The sequence below is a fragment of the Novosphingobium sp. Chol11 genome (assembly GCF_945870625.1).
Taxonomy (GTDB): Bacteria; Pseudomonadota; Alphaproteobacteria; order Sphingomonadales; family Sphingomonadaceae; genus Novosphingobium.
The window spans coordinates 24,899-42,391 of sequence record NZ_CAMBTS010000004.1 but is presented as its reverse complement, the minus strand read 5'-3'; the positions used below and the strand labels follow the sequence as shown (position 1 = coordinate 42,391).

The 17,493-nt window shown below is 64.0% G+C and carries 15 protein-coding genes; 5 read left to right on the top strand and 10 right to left on the bottom strand.

All coding sequences use genetic code 11. The features are described 5' to 3' along the window. The first annotated feature begins 21 nt into the window (after positions 1-21). Both Q0O40_RS01585 and Q0O40_RS01580 read left to right on the top strand, forming a co-directional pair. Positions 22-1,605: a sulfotransferase gene (locus Q0O40_RS01585; RefSeq protein WP_295525338.1), complete on the top strand. Its 1,584-nt coding sequence runs from the start codon at positions 22-24 to the stop codon at positions 1,603-1,605. Between the two features lie 131 nt (positions 1,606-1,736). After that, positions 1,737-4,253 (top strand): TonB-dependent receptor, encoded by a 2,517-nt coding sequence (locus Q0O40_RS01580; RefSeq protein ID WP_295525337.1) that lies wholly within the window; start codon positions 1,737-1,739, stop codon positions 4,251-4,253. A gap of 81 nt (positions 4,254-4,334) precedes the next feature. Here the strand turns inward: Q0O40_RS01580 and Q0O40_RS01575 are convergent, their stop codons facing one another. The 7 genes from Q0O40_RS01575 to Q0O40_RS01545 all read right to left on the bottom strand — a co-directional run bounded on the left by Q0O40_RS01575 (position 4,335) and on the right by Q0O40_RS01545 (position 10,503). Continuing rightward, entirely contained in the window at positions 4,335-5,006 is a 672-nt protein-coding gene (locus tag Q0O40_RS01575) for a response regulator transcription factor (RefSeq protein WP_295525335.1), read from the bottom strand. 166 nt (positions 5,007-5,172) lie between these two features. Next, a complete protein-coding gene (locus Q0O40_RS01570) occupies positions 5,173-5,430 on the bottom strand; it encodes an ATP synthase F1 subunit epsilon (protein WP_295525334.1) in 258 nt (85 codons plus the stop codon). A 119-nt stretch (positions 5,431-5,549) separates the two neighbouring features. Next, positions 5,550-6,998 (bottom strand): F0F1 ATP synthase subunit beta, encoded by a 1,449-nt coding sequence (gene atpD / locus Q0O40_RS01565; RefSeq protein WP_295525383.1) that lies wholly within the window; start codon positions 6,996-6,998, stop codon positions 5,550-5,552. Between the two features lie 54 nt (positions 6,999-7,052). Further along, positions 7,053-7,436 carry a DUF4259 domain-containing protein gene (locus Q0O40_RS01560; RefSeq protein WP_295525332.1) on the bottom strand — a complete coding sequence of 128 codons (384 nt, stop codon included), beginning with the start codon at positions 7,434-7,436 and terminating at the stop codon, positions 7,053-7,055. Beyond that, the gene (locus Q0O40_RS01555; protein WP_295525330.1) at positions 7,436-8,308 is read right to left on the bottom strand and encodes a F0F1 ATP synthase subunit gamma; all 873 of its coding nucleotides are present in this window, start codon (positions 8,306-8,308) and stop codon (positions 7,436-7,438) included. The genes Q0O40_RS01560 and Q0O40_RS01555 overlap by 1 nt, the downstream gene beginning before the upstream one ends. Before the next feature lie 56 nt (positions 8,309-8,364). After that, a complete protein-coding gene (gene atpA / locus Q0O40_RS01550) occupies positions 8,365-9,894 on the bottom strand; it encodes a F0F1 ATP synthase subunit alpha (RefSeq protein WP_295525328.1) in 1,530 nt (509 codons plus the stop codon). 54 nt (positions 9,895-9,948) lie between these two features. After that, positions 9,949-10,503, bottom strand: a complete 555-nt coding sequence (locus Q0O40_RS01545) for a F0F1 ATP synthase subunit delta (RefSeq protein WP_295525326.1) — start codon at positions 10,501-10,503, stop codon at positions 9,949-9,951. Between the two features lie 267 nt (positions 10,504-10,770). Here Q0O40_RS01545 and Q0O40_RS01540 point away from each other — a divergent pair, with 267 nt between their 5' ends. Both Q0O40_RS01540 and Q0O40_RS01535 read left to right on the top strand, forming a co-directional pair. Then, positions 10,771-11,802 (top strand): bifunctional transcriptional activator/DNA repair enzyme AdaA, encoded by a 1,032-nt coding sequence (locus Q0O40_RS01540; RefSeq protein WP_295525325.1) that lies wholly within the window; start codon positions 10,771-10,773, stop codon positions 11,800-11,802. 130 nt (positions 11,803-11,932) lie between these two features. After that, positions 11,933-12,451, top strand: a complete 519-nt coding sequence (locus Q0O40_RS01535) for a ferritin family protein (protein WP_295525323.1) — start codon at positions 11,933-11,935, stop codon at positions 12,449-12,451. Between the two features lie 38 nt (positions 12,452-12,489). On the opposite strand, the gene Q0O40_RS01530 is transcribed toward Q0O40_RS01535, so the two are convergent. From Q0O40_RS01530 to Q0O40_RS01520, 3 genes are all read right to left on the bottom strand, one after another. Continuing rightward, positions 12,490-13,764 carry a methyl-accepting chemotaxis protein gene (locus tag Q0O40_RS01530; RefSeq protein WP_295525321.1) on the bottom strand — a complete coding sequence of 425 codons (1,275 nt, stop codon included), beginning with the start codon at positions 13,762-13,764 and terminating at the stop codon, positions 12,490-12,492. A 105-nt stretch (positions 13,765-13,869) separates the two neighbouring features. Beyond that, entirely contained in the window at positions 13,870-14,247 is a 378-nt protein-coding gene (locus tag Q0O40_RS01525) for a Tar ligand binding domain-containing protein (protein ID WP_295525319.1), read from the bottom strand. 157 nt (positions 14,248-14,404) lie between these two features. Then, positions 14,405-16,570: a primosomal protein N' gene (locus Q0O40_RS01520; RefSeq protein WP_295525316.1), complete on the bottom strand. Its 2,166-nt coding sequence runs from the start codon at positions 16,568-16,570 to the stop codon at positions 14,405-14,407. A 247-nt stretch (positions 16,571-16,817) separates the two neighbouring features. On the opposite strand from Q0O40_RS01520, the gene fsa reads away from it, so the two are divergent. After that, complete coding sequence (fsa, locus tag Q0O40_RS01515) at positions 16,818-17,471, top strand: fructose-6-phosphate aldolase (RefSeq protein ID WP_295525313.1); 654 nt, start codon at positions 16,818-16,820, stop codon at positions 17,469-17,471. Positions 17,472-17,493: the final 22 nt, after the last annotated feature.

Below are 17,493 nucleotides of genomic sequence, written 5' to 3'. Positions count from 1 at the left end.
ACCGTGTTTGTTGCAAAGGTGATGGCCACTGTCACTGCATACGATCCGCGCCTCGTTGCCGCCGCCATGGCGATGAACGACAACGTGCTCCACGAGGCCGAGCCGCTGCTGCGCGCGCTGCTCAAGGAAAATCCGTTCGATGTGCGCGCGATCCGCCTGTTTGCCGAGCTGGCCGGACGGATCGGGCGCTATACCGACGCGGAAAACCTGCTGCGCCGGGCGATCGAGCTCGCCCCCGGTTTCACCCCGGCGCGCGCCAATCTGGCGCTGGTGCTCTATCGCACCAACCGCGCGGCCGAGGCGATCGACGAACTGGCGCGCGTCACCGCCGAAGATCCCGACAATATCGGCGCAGCCAATCTGCAGGCGGCTGCGTTCGGCCGGCTTGGCGAGTTTGACGAGGCGCTGGCACTTTACCGCCAGGTGCTGAGCGATGCGCCGAATCAACCTAAAGTTTGGATGAGCTTTGGCCACATGCTCAAGACCGTGGGCCAGCTGACCGAAGGGATTGCCGCCTATCGCCGCGCGCTTGAGCTCAGTCCCGGGCTGGGCGAGGTGTGGTGGAGCCTTGCCAATCTCAAGACGGTGCGCTTTTCTGACAAGGATCTGGCGGCGATGCGGGCGGCGCTGGAGCCGGACGATCTTGCGGACGAAGACCGCTGGCATCTCGATTTTGCGCTGGGCAAGGGACTGGAGGATCGCGGCGAGGCCGAGGCCGCTTTCGCGCACTATGCCGCCGCCAACGCCTTGCGCAAAAAGCGCTTGGCATACCGGGCGCAGGACATGACCGCGCAAGTCGATGCCATGATCGCCGCCGCCGCGCCCGCGTTGTTTGCGCGAGGGGCAGGGGCCGGCTGCGCCGCGCCCGATCCGATCTTCGTACTGGGCATGCCGCGCGCGGGCTCCACGCTGATCGAGCAGATCCTCTCCAGCCACAGCGCGGTGGAGGGCACCACCGAGCTGCCCGATATCGCGATGCTCGCGCGCAGTATCGATGGCTATCCTCGCGCGCTGGCGGAACTGTCTGCGGCGCAGCTGCGCGCGCTGGGCGAGGACTATCTGGCGCGCACCCGGGTGCAGCGGCACACCGCGCGGCCGCTGTTCATCGACAAGATGCCGAACAACTGGCTGCACGCGGGCTTCATCCACCTCATCCTGCCGGGTGCCAGGATCGTCGATGCGCGCCGCCATCCGCTGTCGTGCTGCTTTTCCAATTTCAAGCAACACTTTGCGCGGGGGCAGGGCTTTACGTATGATCTGGACGACGTCGGGCGCTATTACCGGGATTATGTGCGGCTGATGGCACATCTCGATGCGGTTTTGCCGGGCCGGATTCACCGTGTGATTTACGAGCGGATGGTTGACGACACCGAGGGCGAAGTACGCGCGCTGCTGGCTTACTGCGGGCTCGATTTCGAGCCCGCGTGCCTGGCCTTTTATGACAACGCGCGCGCGGTGCGCACACCCAGTTCAGAGCAAGTGCGCCAGCCGATCTACCGCGAAGGGACCGAGGCATGGAAAGCCTTCGAGCCTTGGCTAGGGCCGCTGGAGGCAGCACTGGGGCCAGTTTTGGAAGCATACCCCGATGCGCCGCCCGGTTTGTGATCGGCAGTGTGGCTGAGTTGCAACAGATTGGGGCGCAACAGATCAAGCACAGTCGTACCTTCTTGACCTCACCGGTGCGCTGGGTGCACCCGGTTGGGATAATCGACGTAAAACGTGGGATGGGCAAAATCATGAAAATTTACGGGGACTCGATGGCCGGTCGTTTGACCCGGCTGGCTTTGCTGGCTTCCACCGCGCTCGCCGCGCCAGTCGCGATGGCGCAGGATGCGCCGCAGAATGCAGCAGATGCTGCGATTGTCGATTCCGATCCCAACGTGATCATCGTCACAGCCCAGAAGCGTAGCGAAAACCTCCAGAACGTGCCGATCGCCATTCAGGCGCTCACTAGCGCCAAGCTTGATCAGCTTAACGTTTCGAATTTCAACAGTTACACGCAGCAGTTGCCATCGATCGTGGCGCAATCGGCCGGTACGCCGGGAACCAACGTGATCTACATGCGCGGCGTGGCCTCGGGCGGCGATGGCAATCATTCAGGCTCACTCCCCTCGGTCGGTGTCTATCTCGATGAACAGCCGGTTACGACGATCGGCGGAAACCTCGACGTCCATGTCTACGATATTGCCCGCATCGAAAGCCTCGCCGGGCCGCAGGGCACGCTCTATGGCGCAAGCTCCGAGGCAGGTACGATCCGCATCATCACCAACAAGCCTGATGCAACCGGATTTTCCGCGTCGATCGATAGCCAGGTCAACACCGTTGAAAAGGGCGGCCAGGGCGGAAACATCGAAGGCATGATCAACCTTCCGCTATCGTCGGCGGCTGCGCTGCGCATTGTTGCTTTCTACCAAAAAGATGCCGGGTTTATCGACAACGTGGCCGGGACGCGCTGTTTTCTGCTCCAGCCAGGCGGGATTTGCGTTAACAACGCGGGCTTGGTGGAAAAGAACTTCAACGATACCGACATCTATGGCGGCCGCGCCGCGCTGAAGGTCAATCTGGACGACAACTGGACGGTGACCCCGTCGGTCATGATTCAGGAAACCAAAAGCCACGGTATCTACAGCTTCGATCCCAGCGTCGGCGATCTGCAGGTCCAGCGCTTCTTCCCCGATTTCCGCAACGACCGGTTTATCCAGGGCGCGCTGACGATCGAAGGCAAGATTGGCAACTGGGATCTGACCTCGGCCACAGCCTACCTTGATCGCAAGACTTTTTCGTCGAGCGACTACACCGACTATGCCGAGGCTTACGATTCGATCTATGCCTCGTCTGGCGGAGTGGCTTCGTACCAGTATTTTCAGGATGGAGCCGGAGACACGATCGATCCGCGCCAGCGGGTGATCGGCGGTGACCATTTCAAGATGTTCAGCCAGGAATTGCGCATTGCCTCACCGGTGGAAAATCCTGTGCGGCTTGTAGCTGGCGCATTTTACCAGTTCCAGTCGAACCAGATCGAGCAGAATTATCTGGTCACCAATCTTGCTCCGCAGCTTTCGGTCAATAATCTGCCTGGAACCCTGTGGCTCACAAAGCAGTATCGCGTCGACAAAAACTACGCGGCGTTCGGCGAACTGAGCTGGGACATTGCGCCAACCGTCACGCTGACCGCCGGCGGCCGGTATTTCAGATATGACAACACGCTGATCGGCTTCTTCGGCTTTGGCCGTGATCCAAACTTCATTCAGGGCGGCAACAACAGCGGCCCGCCCAACGCAATCTTTTCGACGCAAACCGGCGTTGCCGGGTGCTTCACCCAATCCGGCGTGCGGCTGCGTGCCGCGCAATTGGCGGGACAGGCAGACACCACCTTGCTTCCGGCCGCCGTGGCCGGAGGGCCATGCACCAACCTTGGCGAGTTCAACAACGGCAGGGTCGATCCCGTGCGGGCCAAGGGTGACGGCGCAACCTGGCGCTTCAACGCCACTTGGAAACCTCGGGATGGCTTGTTGTTCTATGCCACAGCATCGAAGGGCTTTCGCCCCGGCGGCAATAACCGCCGCGGCGATTTCGGCAGCTACCGGCCGGATTTCCTGATGAATTATGAACTTGGTGCCAAGGTAAAGCTGGGTGCCATGCGGCTCAATGCCGCCGTTTATCAGCAAAACTGGCAAAATTTCCAGTTCAGCTATCTTGGCCCCAACAGCTTTACCGTCATCACCAACGGTCCTAACGCGCGGATTCGCGGCTTCGACGTTGATGCCACTTTCCAACTGGAGCGGCTCAACCTCAACATTGCCGCAGCTTACACCGATGCCAAGACGCTGAACAACTTGTGCCGTACTGCGGATCAAGGCGTGGTCTGTTCGGGCGCCGACGTATTGGCTCCCGGCGGAACCCGTCTGCCGATCACTCCGCAGCTCAAAATGGCGGCAACCGCGCGCTACACAGCGCCTGTCGGCAGTGCCAATGTCTATGGCCAATTGAACTTCAGCTTCCAGTCGGAGGCTTCATCGGATCTGCGCGTTGCCTTTGCCAATGCCCAAGGCGGCTTGCCGTCTTTTGGCACAATCAACGCAGCCATCGGCAGCAATTGGACAAACTATTCGCTCGAGCTTTTCGTCTCCAACATCTTTGATACGCGCGGCCAGCTCTCGCGCACGGTTTCGTGCGGGGCATGCACCGGTCGGCCTTATGTTTTCGCCACCGCACCTCGCACGATCGGCCTTCGCGCAGGGGCAAAGTTCTGATCGGGTCGTATCTGCAAAACGGATGAGACAAAGGGGGGCGCGTCCGCAAGGATCGCGCCCCTTTTTCGCGCGCCGCGCCCCTTATGGCCGATCGAGCACATAGCCCAGCGCGCGGACGGTGCGCAGCATGTTGCCCGCGCCCGCCTCGCGCAGTGCGCGGCGCAGGCGGCTGACCCAGGCGTCCACCGTGCGCTCGTCGAGCGGTGGCTCCACTTTGCCCAGCGCGGCGATCAGTTGCGCGCGCGAGAATACGCGGCCCGGCTGCTCCATCAGGTAGCGCAGCAGGCGAAATTCGTTGGGCATAAGCGGGATCGGCGTGTCTTTCCAGCGCACCTGCAAGGCGGCCAGATCGAGCGAGAGATCGCCCAGCCGCCGTGTGCGCGCGGCAAGCTCCTGCTGCGGCAGTTGCACCGCCAGCACCCGGTCTAGCAGCACCGCCCGGGTCAGCGGGCCGACAATGTAATCGTCCGCCCCGGCGCGCAGCGCGCGGCGTCTCGCGTCATCGTCATCATCCTCAAGGATCATCGTGACATGCGCGTTCTCGGTCTGCGGGTCGAGCCGCAAACGGCGGCATAGCTCAAGCCCGGAAAGCGCAGGCAGCAACCAATCGACAAAGGCCCATGCGCGCCCTTCCAGCAGCGGCAGCCGCGCGGCGCCATCCCACAGGTGAAACACCACGCGCAGCTCGTTGTGGGCGAAAGGCTCATGCCCGACCGCCAGCGAACCGGTCAGCAGAATATCGATCTGCGGCATCGTCTTCCGCCCCTGAAGGTCTGGTGTTCAGCGCTCCTGTGGGGCTGTCATATGACGGGTGCATGACGAACTCGGCCGCGCCAAAGGGCACATGCGGTCAAACCGGATGAACAAAGGGCCGACTCTCGCGAGCCGGCCCGTTCTTGTTACGCAGTGCTGCGGATAATCAGCCGACGACGCGCTCGGCCAGCACAGTCAGACCCTTGTCGCCGACTTCGGCAAAGCCGCCTTCGACCATGATCTCCTCAGGCGCTGCACCCGCGCTGCGATAGACCTTGAGCGCGCCGTCCTTGATGATCGACATGACCGGCGCATGGCCTTCGAGCACGCCAAACTCGCCCTCCGCACCGGGCACGACGACCATGTAAACATCTTCCGAGCGGACAAGGCGGGCGGGGGTAACGAGTTCGAAGTGTAGCGACATTTCAGCTTCTCCCCCCTCCCGTGTGCGGGAGGGGCCGGGGGTGGGCCGGGGCGGAGCGCTGCGTTTGCGGCAGGCCCACCCCAAACCCCTCCCGCGTGCGGGAGGGGCTTCGGTTCAAATCAAGCTTCTTCGGCCATCTTCTTGGCCTTGGCGACTGCATCGTAGATGCCGCCGACCATGTAGAATGCGCTTTCCGGCAGATGGTCATATTCGCCGTCGACCACCGCCTTGAACGAGCGGACGGTGTCTTCGACTTGCACGAACTTGCCCGAGATGCCGGTGAACACTTCGGCCACGTGGAACGGCTGGCTGAGGAAGCGCTGAAGCTTGCGCGCGCGCGCCACAGTCACTTTGTCTTCTTCCGAAAGCTCGTCCATGCCCAGAATGGCGATGATGTCCTGCAGCGACTTGTACTTCTGCAAGGTTTCCTGAACCCGGCGCGCGGTCTCGTAGTGCTCCTGGCCGACAACGGCAGGCGTCAGCACGCGGCTGGTCGAGTCGAGCGGATCCACTGCCGGATAGATGCCCAGCTCCGAAATCGCGCGGTTGAGCGTGGTCGTCGCGTCCAAGTGGGCGAACGACGCGGCCGGCGCAGGATCGGTCAAATCGTCGGCAGGCACGTAAATCGCCTGAACCGAGGTGATCGAACCTTTGGTGGTCGAGGTGATCCGCTCCTGCAGCGCGCCCATGTCGGTCGACAAGGTTGGCTGGTAGCCCACCGCCGAAGGAATACGGCCGAGCAGCGCGGACACTTCCGAACCCGCCTGCGTAAAGCGGAAGATGTTGTCGACGAAGAACAGCACGTCCTGGCCTTCTTCGTCGCGGAAGTATTCGGCCATGGTCAGGCCCGAGAGCGCAACGCGCGCGCGCGCGCCCGGCGGCTCGTTCATCTGGCCGAACACCAGCGCCACTTTCGAGCCCTCGGGGGTCGGGTTGCCCTCAGCGTCCTTGGCGATAACGCCGGCGTCGAGGAATTCGTGGTAGAGATCGTTGCCTTCGCGGGTGCGCTCGCCCACGCCGGCGAACACCGAAACGCCGCCGTGGCCTTTGGCGATGTTGTTGATCAGCTCCTGAATGAGCACCGTCTTGCCCACGCCGGCGCCGCCGAACAGGCCGATCTTGCCGCCGCGCGCATAAGGCGCGAGCAGATCGATCACCTTGATGCCGGTGACCAGAATGGCCGCCTCGGTCGATTGCTCGATGAACTCAGGCGCCTTGGCATGGATCGGATTGCGCTTGGCCGCGCCCACCGGACCGCGCTCGTCGATCGGCTCGCCGATCACGTTCATGATGCGGCCGAGCGTCATCGGACCAACCGGGACCGAGATCTGCGCGCCAGTGGCCGTCACAGGCTGGCCGCGCGTCAGGCCGTCGGTCGAGTCCATGGCGATGGTGCGCACGGTGTTCTCGCCCAGATGCTGCGCCACTTCGAGCACGAGGCGATTGCCGTTGTTGTCGGTCTCAAGCGCCGAGAGAATCGCGGGCAGTTCGCCAGTGAAGCTCACGTCGACAACCGCGCCGATCACCTGGCTGATCTTGCCAGTGGGAGCATTGCCGAGGATTGGCATGGTAAGTTCGGGTGCGGTGGCCATTGGTGTTTTCCTTGCCTTAATTCTTGAAGTTCAGCCGAGGCGGCGCTCGAGATCATCGACCGACGCCTGCCAATCGGCATACTCATCGGTTTCAGCCCAAAGTTCGTTCAATTCACTGCTGGTTGCGATCAGGTCAGCCGCTTGCTTGGCTTTCGAAGCAAATGCGGCAGCGCGCTCGGCGTGCTCCGCTGCCCAAGCGGCCAGCTCTGCATCCAGATGCGGGGAGGGGTTGCCCAGCGCCGCCGCGACCAATTCGCTTGCTGCAAACGCCTGATCGGCGTCGTCGTACCCGCCGCTATCGATAAAATCGGTCAGGCATGCTTCCACGTCGGCCCAATCGCGCGACTCCCCGATTTCGCCAAGGAAATCGAGCGCACCATCGTTCTCGGTGAACTGGACGCCCCAAGCACCCATTACAGAGCCTCTGCGCCTGCGATGATCTCGATCAGCTCCGTCGTGATCGCGGCCTGACGGCTGCGGTTGTACTGGATGGTCAGCTTCTGGATCAGTTCGCCCGCGTTGCGGGTGGCGTTGTCCATCGCGGTCATCGAAGCGCCCTGTTCAGATGCTTCGCGTTCGAGCAGCGCGCCGAAGATTTGGGTGGTGACGTAGCGCGGCAGCAGGCCTTCGAGGATTTCCGCTTCGCTCGGCTCGTAATCGACAACAGCGCCGCTGTCGTTCGCAGCGACCGGGGCGGGGACCGGGATCAGCTGCGCGGTCACCGGGTCTTGCGCCAGCGCTGATTTGAACTTGGGCGCGATCAGGTGCGCGACATCGAACTTGCCGCCTTCGAACAGCGCGATCAGCTCGCGGGCAATCGCGCCAGCTTCCTCGAAGCCGGGCGTGCGCACGGTGCTGGTGTCGAAGCCATCCGCTTTGAGATCGGGATATTCGCGCTTGATCGGCGCGCGGCCCTTCTTGCCCACGAGGTAGAACGACACATCCTTGCCCGCCGCAATCAGCGCGCGCGCCTGAATCTTCGCTTCCTTGATGATGTTCGAATTTAGACCGCCGCACAGGCCCTTGTCGGTGTTGACGACAACCAGCAGATGGCGCTGGCTCGACCCGGTGCCGCGCATCAGCAGCGGCGCGTTGTCCTGGCCTGCCACTTTGGAGGCAAGGCTGCCCATCACGGCGGCCATGCGGATGCCATAGGGACGCGCGGCTTCCGCCGCCGCCTGCGCCTTGCGCAGCTTGGCCGCCGCGACCATCTGCTTGGCCTTGGTGATCTTCTGGGTCGATTTGACCGAGTTGATCCGCCCTTTGAGTTCCTTCAGCGAGGCCATGACGGCTCCCTCAAACCGTCATCCCGGGCAAGTGCCGGGACGACGCAATCCAAAATTTAAGCGAACTGCTTGCCGAATGCATCCAGCACGTCCTTGGCCTTGGCTTTTGCGCCGTCGCCCAAGTCCTTGCTGTTGCGGATTTCCGCCAGCAGATCGGCCTGCTCGCTGCGCAGATGGCGCACCAGTTCGGCCTCGTATTCGGTCACGCGCTTCACCGGCACGGCATCGAGATAGCCTTGCGTGCCTGCGAAGATGATGATCGTCTGCTCTTCGAAGGCGAGCGGGCTGAACTGTGGCTGCTTGAGCAGCTCGGTCAGGCGCGCGCCGCGATTGAGCAGCTTCTGGGTCGAGGCATCGAGGTCCGAACCGAACTGCGCAAAGGCCGCCATTTCGCGGTACTGCGCCAGCTCCAGCTTGATCGAGCCCGAAACCTTCTTCATTGCCTTGGTCTGCGCCGCCGAACCCACGCGCGACACCGAGAGGCCGACGTTGATGGCGGGGCGCACGCCCTGATAGAACAGGCCGGTTTCAAGGAAGATCTGGCCGTCGGTGATCGAGATCACGTTGGTCGGGATGTAGGCCGAAACGTCGCCCGCCTGCGTCTCGATGATCGGCAGCGCGGTGAGCGAGCCGCCGCCCAGCGAATCGTTCATCTTCGCCGCGCGCTCCAGAAGGCGCGAGTGGAGATAGAACACGTCGCCGGGATACGCTTCGCGGCCCGGCGGGCGGCGCAGCAGCAGCGACATCTGGCGGTAGGCCACGGCCTGCTTCGAAAGATCGTCATAAACGATGACCGCATGCATGCCGTTGTCGCGGAAGAACTCGCCCATCGTCACGCCGGTATAAGGCGCGAGGTATTGCAGCGGTGCAGGCTCCGAAGCGGTGGCGGCGACCACGATGGAATATTCCATCGCGCCGTTTTCTTCGAGCTGACGCACGATCTGCGCCACGGTCGAGCGCTTCTGGCCGATGGCGACATAGATGCAGTAAAGCTTCTTGCTCTCGTCGTCGCCGGCGTTGGGGCCCTTCTGGTTGATGAAGGTGTCGATCGCCACGGCGGTCTTGCCGGTCTGGCGGTCGCCGATGATCAGCTCGCGCTGGCCGCGGCCCACGGGAACGAGCGCGTCGATGGCCTTGAGGCCGGTCTGCACGGGCTCCGAGACCGATTGGCGCGGGATGATGCCGGGTGCTTTGACTTCGACGCGCTTGCGCTCGGTATATTCGATCGGGCCCTTGCCATCGATCGGATTGCCAAGACCATCGACCACGCGGCCGAGCAGACCCTTGCCGACGGGAACGTCGACGATGGTGCCGGTGCGCTTGACGACATCGCCTTCCTTGATTTCGGCGTCCGAGCCGAAGATCACGACGCCGACATTGTCGGCCTCGAGGTTGAGCGCCATGCCCTTCACGCCGTTCGAGAATTCGACCATCTCGCCGGCTTGGACCTGATCGAGGCCGAAGATGCGGGCGATGCCGTCGCCGACCGAGAGCACGGTGCCCACTTCGGTGACTTGCGCTTCGGTGCCGAAGCTGGCGATCTGGTCCTTGATGACCTTCGAAATTTCAGCAGCGCGGATTTCCATTTTCGGACCTTTCGTAAAACCTTCTCGCTCAGCCCCAAGTTTCGGGGCTAAGTTTTAGCCTTTCATGGCCTGGGCGAGCGAATTGAGACGGGTGCGGATCGAGCTGTCGATCATGCGGCTGCCGATCTGGACCACCAGACCGCCCAGAATCGCCGGATCGACTACGGCATTGAGTTTCACATCGCTGCCTTCGAGCGCTTTGAGCTTTGCCGCGAGCGCGTCGATCTGAGCGGCGTCGAGCGGATGCGCGCTGGTCACGGTCGCGCTCACTTCGCCGCGCTCTGCTGCGGCAATCGCGGCAAAGGCGCGCGCCATATCGGGCAGCGAGGCAAGGCGGCGGTTGGCGGCGAGCACGCCGAGAAAATTGCCAGTGAGCGGCGAAAGACCGAGCAGCTGGGCGATAGCGGCGATGGCCTTGGCCGAATCTTCGCGGCGCACTTCGGGGTTGCGGATCAGCCCGGCCAGATCATCCGACCCGCGGATGGCGCTGGCCAGCGTTTCAAGATCGCTCTCGACCACGGCCACACTGCCATGCGCCAGCGCAAGATCATAGAGCGCCGAAGCATAGCGTCCTGCCAAGCTGGCCGTAATCCCGCCGGAAATCTCCACGCGTCAAAGTTCCCTTCACCAAGGATAATTCAAGCAGGCCATGGTGCTGTGCACAAAGTCACAGCAGCCCGCAATCGGGGCGCGGTTAGCAACGTAGCCGCCGCATTACAAGACGCCAGTTTTCAGTGCTGTGGTTTCGCGCGTTCGCGGGTGCGGAAAGGTGCCCGGCGAGCCGCGTTCCCGAAGATTTGCTTTGAGCGCATGGCGCGGGATGGCAAGCGCAGCGGCTAAGGGCAAAGCTTGGTGAAAGGAACATGGAGACGCGATATGATGAGCGATGAAGAAGCATGGGCGGCTGTCTGCGCGCGCGACCGCGCCTTTGATGGCCGCTTTGTCACCGGCGTGCTGACCACCGGCATCTATTGCCGCCCGTCGTGTTCTGCGCGGCATCCCCGGCGCGAGAACGTGCGCTTCTTCGCCGATGGCGCGCGTGCCCGCGATGCTGGCCTGCGCGCCTGCCAGCGTTGCTCGCCCGATGATGTGTCGCGCGATGAGCGCGCCGTGCTGGCCGCCATCGCTGCGATCAAGTCTGCAGAACAGCCGCTGGCGCTGGGCGCGCTGGCGCAGGAGACCGGCTATAGCCCCGCGCACTTCCAGCGCGTGTTCACCCGCCATACCGGCCTGTCGCCCGCCGCCTATGCCCGCGCGCTGCGTGCCGAGCGCACTGTTCAAGCCCTTACGGAGACCGCCCGCGTGACCGATGCCATCTATGATGCCGGCTTTTCCGGCCCCTCGCGCTTCTATGCTGCCATGGGCGCAAGTGAAGGGGGGCGGCTTGGCATGAGCCCCTCGGCGTGGGCGCAGGGCGGGCGCGGGGTCACGATCCGCTGGGCGACGGTGCCCACAACGCTCGGCAAAATGCTCGTCGCCGCGACCGACACGGGCGTTTGCCGCCTCTCGTTCGGCGAAGACGGCAGCGCGATTCGCCAGCGCTTTCCGAATGCCGAACTGATCGAAGGCGGCGCGGAGTTCGAGGTATTGCTCGGCCAAGTCGTTGCCGCAGTCGAAACGCCCGGCGATTTCGCGCATATTCCGATCGACGTCAAAGGCACCGCGTTTCAGGAAGCAATCTGGCGCGAGTTGCGCCGCATCCCGCGCGGGGAGACACGCACCTATGCCCAGCTCGCCGCCGCTGTCGGCAATCCGGGCGCGGTGCGTCCGGCGGGCAGCGCCAACGGGGCGAACCACGTCTCGGTCCTCATCCCCTGCCACCGGGTGATCCGCACCGATGGCAGCCTCGGCGGCTACGCCTGGGGTCTCGCCATCAAGCAAGAGCTCTTGGCGCGGGAAAGGCCTTAACCGGCCCTCGGCGAAGGCTGGGGCCTCGTGCGGTCAAGCACGCCGCCAGCCCCCTCATTCCCCCTTAACACCGCGCCGCCGCTGCTATACCCTCCAAGATCAATCGCATTACCCCCCGGGAGAACCAGCCATGACCACCACCCTCGCGCTCGACCCTGCCATGCCGCAGACCATTGGCGAAGCTTTCGCCCATATCGGCAAAGTCACCGCGCCGACCGCGCTGGACATCAAGGTCATGGTGCTGGTCGAGGCAGCGAGCAAGGAGCTTTACCGCGCCTCTGCCGCGCAAAGCGACAACCCGGCGGTGGCCGATCTGCTCGTCGCCAATGGCGATGAGGAATTCCTCCACGCGACCCGCGCCGCCGCCGCGCTGAAGGCGCTGACCGGCGAAGAGTTCGCGCCGCCCGCCGCTCAGAACAACCCCTACCTCGCCGGCGGCGCGTTCCCGCTCGCCGAACTCACCCCGGCGGCATTGCGCAAACTGGCCGATGCCGAATTCGCGGGCGAAGCGCTCTACGAAGGTTGGGCCGCGAGCATCGGCAACGCCGAAGCCGCTGCGCTCTTCCGCGCCAACGGCAAGGAAGAAACCGACCACGGCAACCGCTTGCTAGCGGCAGCGGCGCTGCTGGATTCTGCGCTGGAGGGGTGAAGGGGGAGCTTGCGCAGCCCCCCTATGCAACGTGGCGGTCATGCAGCCCGGCGCATTTGTCCATAACCCGTGGCTTCGTATTCGAAGCGACCAACCAGTTCGTTCATCGCCCCGGCTTGATTAAGCAGCGAGCGTGCTGCGGCGGAGGACTGCTCGACGAGTGCGGCGTTTTGCTGGGTCGAACGATCCATGTCTTCCACCACTGAACTCACCTGCGTGATCGTCGCCGATTGATCGCGCGCGGCAACCGCTATGCTCTCGATCATTTCGGACAATTCCTGCGTGCTGGCGACGATTTCCGTCAGCGCGGTCTGTGTCTGGCCGATCATGGTAACGCCTTGCACCACATCGCGGCCGCTTGACTGGATGATGCTGCCGATATCCTTGGCTGCATCCGTGCTGCGCTGCGCCAGCGCGCGGACTTCGGTTGCGACAACGGCAAAGCCCCGTCCGGCTTCGCCTGCACGCGCGGCCTCGACGCCCGCGTTCAGTGCAAGCAGATTGGTCTGGAACGCGAGCCCTTCGATAATGCCGACAATTTCTTCCATGCGGCGGCTCGATTCGGCGATCTGGTTCATCGCCGCGACTGTCTGGGTCATCGAATCGCCGCCGCCGTTGGCGCTGTTTTGCGCGCTCCGGGCCAGAGCGTTGGCGTCGGTCGCCGTCTTGGCTGTGCCGCTGGCCGACTTGTTCAAATTGCGCACCGCCGCAGATGATTCCGCGAGGCTTGAAGCCTGACGTTCGGTGCGCATGGCCAGATCGCTGGCGGCGGATGAAATTTCATTGGCCCCATTGCTCACGCTGTGCGCCGTATCTGCCAATTGTCGGATGAGATCTGCTGTGGTGGCCAGGGCATCGTTGAAATCGGCGCGGAGCCGCTCATACTCGCCGGGGAAGGGTTCATTGATCGATGCGGTCAAGCGACCGGCTTTCAGCGCGGATAGGCCTTCGCCAAGCGCGCCAACCACTTTGCGTTGAACCGCCATCTGGCTTTCAGCATCGGCGGCGCTGCGGGCCGCCACGCTGAGCTTGATGGACGCCAGCGCCCGTCCGATATCGCCGACTTCATCGGTCAGGTCCTCGCCGGGGATGGCGTGGTCGATGTTGCCGCCAGCTATTTCCTGCATGGCGTCGATGAGCTTGGTGAGCGGCGCCGACAAGCGGTGCCGAAACAGCAGCACGATGCCTGCTGCCAAGGCGAGCGAGAATAGGATCAGCGTGATAGAGAGAAATTTGAAGGTGCCGACGGCCGCTTTTGCTTCGGCGTTTGCGGTCTTCGACAGCTGCACGTTGGAGGCAATATCTTCGTTCAACGCACCGACTGCGGCATTGCCGGTCGGGGCAAGCGCTACTGCCTGCGCAGCCGCTTCAGCGCGCTGTGTCAGGGGGATCCGAGAAATCTTGATTGCCGCGGTCTTTTAGTCGGCCCACCGGGATAGGACCTTGTCATAAATGACTCGCTCGGCGTCATCGGATACCATTGAGCGGTACGTAACCAAAGCGGCATCCACGGTGCCGATTTGCTTGGCTGTGGTTTCCCTGTACTGGCGTAGTTCTGGCTCGCTGGATGAGATGACCTGCTTGTTCAAAGAGAGCCGTGCTTCGATCATTGTGGTGCGCACATTGCCCAGGAGTTGAAGGCTGGGTACGGTATTCTCGGCCGAATAGGCCAGGCGACTGCCCAGCGCTTGTGTGGCTGTCAGCACCATGGCTGCGCTGCCGACCGCCGCTCCGGCCAGGAGGAGGCTACCTACCAACGCCACTGTCTTTATTTTCAGGTTCCCAAAAATTGCCATGAGTCTCGTCCTACAACATGAATCTGTGCGCAATTCCAACCGCCGACCAACCGCCGATAGGGCAGCGCGCGGTTTGCCTTCTATGTTGTCATGCTTCAAAAACCGCTCTGGATAATATGGGGTTATCCCTTATCAGCTCGGGCCTCCCGAACTGATTTTAAACAAACGAATAGGGATCGATATCCACCGCCACGCGCACGCCGGGCGGGAAGGTCAGCTCGCCCAGCCAGTCGCGGATGATCGCTTGCACTTCGGCGGAGCGGCGCGCGTTGATCAGGAGGCGGTAGCGGAAGCGGCCGCGCAGCAGCGAAAGCGGGGCAGGGGCGGGGCCGAGCACCATGACATCGGGCAATTCGGGCCGGGTGCCGCCGATGGCGCGCGCGGCGTCGCGCGCTTCGGCCTCGTCCTCGCTCGAGACGATGATCGCGGCCCAGCGGCCGAACGGCGGCGCTCCCGCCTCGCGCCGCGCTTCGGTCTCGGCGGCATAGAACGCGTCGCGCGTGCCGCTGGCGAGCGCGGCGATCACGGCGGCGGCGGGATGGCGCGTCTGGATCAACACTTCGCCCGGCTTGGCCCCGCGCCCGGCGCGCCCGGCGACTTGCGCGATCTGCTGATAGGTGCGCTCGGCGGCGCGCAGATCGCCGCCCTCCAGTCCCATATCGGCATCGACCACGCCGACAAGCGTCAGTTCGGGAAAGTGGAAGCCCTTGGTGACGAGCTGCGTGCCCACGATCACGTCGATCGCGCCGCTTTCGGCCTGGGCGACAAATTCCGCCGCCTTGGCCGCGCTGGTCAGTGTGTCCGATGTCACCAGCGCCACGCGCGCACCGGGCAGGATTTCGGCGACCTCGTCGGCGATCCGCTCGACGCCGGGGCCGCAGGCGACGAGGCAATCGGGCTCGCCGCATTCGGGGCACGTCGGCGGCGGCGGCACTTCGTGGCCGCAGTGGTGGCAGGCCAGCCGCCGCGAGAGGCGGTGCTCGACCAGCCAGGCCGAGCAATTGGGGCATTTGAAGCGAAACCCGCAGTGGCGGCACAGCGTGAGCGGGGCATAGCCGCGCCGGTTGAGAAACAGCAGGCTCTGCTCGCCTTTGGCCAGCCGGTCCTTCAGCGCCTCGACCAAAGGCGGCGCGAGCCAGCGCCCGCGCGGGGGCTGCTCCTCGCGCAGATCGATCACGCGGATTTCGGGCAACCGCGCGCCGCCGAACCGGTCGGGCAGCACCAGCCGTTCATAGCGGCCCATCTCGGCCATCTGGAGGCTTTCGAGCGCGGGGGTGGCGCTCGCCAGAATGATCGGCGCGCCTTCGAACCGCGCGCGCATCACCGCCACATCGCGCGCATTGTAGCGCACCCCGTCATCCTGCTTGAACGAAACTTCGTGCGCCTCGTCGACCACGATCAAGGCGAGGGCCGGGAAGGGCAGGAACAGCGCCGAACGCGCGCCGACCACCACCCGCGCGCCGCCAAACGCCACCTGCCGCCACGCGCGCCGCCGCTCGGAGGCCTTGAGCCCCGAATGCCAGAGGACCGGCTCTGCCCCAAAGCGCGCCTCGAACCGCGCCAGGAACGCCGCCGTCAGCGCGATTTCGGGCAGCAGCACGAGCACTTGCCCGCCTGCCTCGATGGCGGCGGCGATGGCTTCGCAGTAAACCTCGGTCTTGCCCGATCCGGTCACGCCATCGAGCAGGAAAGTGCGGAATGCGCGGGCCTTGACCGCGCCTACCATCGTCGCTGCTGCCTCGGCCTGCAGCGCGGAAAGCTGCGGCTCGGCAAAGCGCGGATCGGGCGCGGGGTAGGGCCGGTCGCTGTCGACCAGCACCGGCTCCAACAGGCCGGCATTGGCCATCCCGCGCAGCACGCCTTCGGAAACGCCCGCGATTTCGGCCAGTTCGCGGATCGAGCCTTGCTCGCCGCCGATCAGGTCCATCGCCTGCAGGCGCTGCGGGGTGAGGCGCGGCGGCTCCTGCCCGGTCAGCCGGTATTCGGTCACGGTCCCCCCGCCGCGCAGCGCCGCGCTGCTCGACATAGCCATGCGCGCCACCGAGCCGAGTGGGGCGAGGTAATAGTCCGCGCACCATTCGGCCAGCCGCCGCAGCGGCGCGGGCAGCGGCGGCACGGGCAGCACCGCCAGCAGCGGGCGCAGCTTGGCGGCGGCCACTTCCGCGCCGGGCAGGCGGCCATCGTCCCACACCACCGCCACGATCTGGCGCGGCCCGAGCGGGGCCAGGACCACGCTGCCCGGCGTCACCTCCATCCCCTCGGGCACGCGGTAATCGAGCGCGCCCAGCGCGGCATTGAAGACGAGGCAGCGAACGCGGTTCATCGCACCCTCGCTAGTGCGGCGGCCGCGCAAAGGAAAGGCGCTGCGCGGCGGGGGCCTAATGCAGGGGGCCAAATGCAGGGGGCCAAATGCAGGGGGCCAAATGCAGGGGGCTAAATGCAGGGGGCCAAATGCAGGGGCCGAATGCAGGGGCCGAATGCAGGGGCCAAATGCAGGGGACTGACAGCGCGGCCCCGACTGCTTATAGCCCCATGGGAATCGCCCCGAACGGGCTTGGAGAGAGCGCGTCATGAAATTCTTCGTCGATACTGCCGACACCGCTGAAATCGCCGAAATGGCCGCCACCGGGCTGCTCGATGGAGTGACCACCAATCCTTCGCTGATCGCCAAATCGGGCCGCGATTTCATGGAGGTTACGCGCGAAATCTGCGATCTCACCCACGGCCCGGTCTCGGCCGAAGTGATCGCGCTCGATCACGAAGGGATGATGCGCGAGGCCGAAATCCTGAGGCGGATCGCCGACAATGTGTGCATCAAGGTGCCGCTGACGATCGACGGGCTCAAGACCTGCAATAAGCTGACGGGCGATGGCACGATGGTCAATGTCACGCTGTGCTTTTCGGCCAACCAGGCGCTGCTCGCCGCGAAAGCTGGCGCGACGTTCGTCTCGCCGTTCGTTGGCCGCCATGATGACAACGGGTTCGACGGGATGGACCTCATCCGCGACATCCGCCTGATCTACGACAACTATGCCTTCGCCACAGAAATCCTCGTCGCCTCGATCCGCCACGGCGTGCATGTGCTTGAAAGCGCAAAGATCGGTGCGGATGTGATCACCGCGCCGCCCGCCGTGATCAAGGGCCTGTTCAAGCATGTGCTGACCGAAAAGGGCATCGAGGGCTTTCTTGCAGATTGGGCCAAGACGGGGCAAAGCATAGTGTAATCGGGCGACTAACTGATAAATC

What these genes read in the sequence shown, in the direction of transcription:
- atpD (WP_295525383.1), bottom strand. Translation starts at nt 6,998, where the DNA reads ATGCCAATCCTCGGCAATGCTCCCACTGGCAAGATCAGCCAGGTGATC.
- Q0O40_RS01560 (WP_295525332.1), bottom strand. Translation starts at nt 7,436, where the DNA reads ATGGGTGCTTGGGGCGTCCAGTTCACCGAGAACGATGGTGCGCTCGAT.
- Q0O40_RS01535 (WP_295525323.1), top strand. Translation starts at nt 11,933, where the DNA reads ATGACCACCACCCTCGCGCTCGACCCTGCCATGCCGCAGACCATTGGC.
- Q0O40_RS01575 (WP_295525335.1), bottom strand. Translation starts at nt 5,006, where the DNA reads ATGCCGCAGATCGATATTCTGCTGACCGGTTCGCTGGCGGTCGGGCAT.
- Q0O40_RS01580 (WP_295525337.1), top strand. Translation starts at nt 1,737, where the DNA reads ATGAAAATTTACGGGGACTCGATGGCCGGTCGTTTGACCCGGCTGGCT.
- fsa (WP_295525313.1), top strand. Translation starts at nt 16,818, where the DNA reads ATGAAATTCTTCGTCGATACTGCCGACACCGCTGAAATCGCCGAAATG.
- atpA (WP_295525328.1), bottom strand. Translation starts at nt 9,894, where the DNA reads ATGGAAATCCGCGCTGCTGAAATTTCGAAGGTCATCAAGGACCAGATC.
- Q0O40_RS01520 (WP_295525316.1), bottom strand. Translation starts at nt 16,570, where the DNA reads ATGAACCGCGTTCGCTGCCTCGTCTTCAATGCCGCGCTGGGCGCGCTC.
- Q0O40_RS01540 (WP_295525325.1), top strand. Translation starts at nt 10,771, where the DNA reads ATGATGAGCGATGAAGAAGCATGGGCGGCTGTCTGCGCGCGCGACCGC.
- Q0O40_RS01585 (WP_295525338.1), top strand. Translation starts at nt 22, where the DNA reads ATGGCCACTGTCACTGCATACGATCCGCGCCTCGTTGCCGCCGCCATG.
- Q0O40_RS01555 (WP_295525330.1), bottom strand. Translation starts at nt 8,308, where the DNA reads ATGGCCTCGCTGAAGGAACTCAAAGGGCGGATCAACTCGGTCAAATCG.
- Q0O40_RS01570 (WP_295525334.1), bottom strand. Translation starts at nt 5,430, where the DNA reads ATGTCGCTACACTTCGAACTCGTTACCCCCGCCCGCCTTGTCCGCTCG.
- Q0O40_RS01525 (WP_295525319.1), bottom strand. Translation starts at nt 14,247, where the DNA reads ATGGCAATTTTTGGGAACCTGAAAATAAAGACAGTGGCGTTGGTAGGT.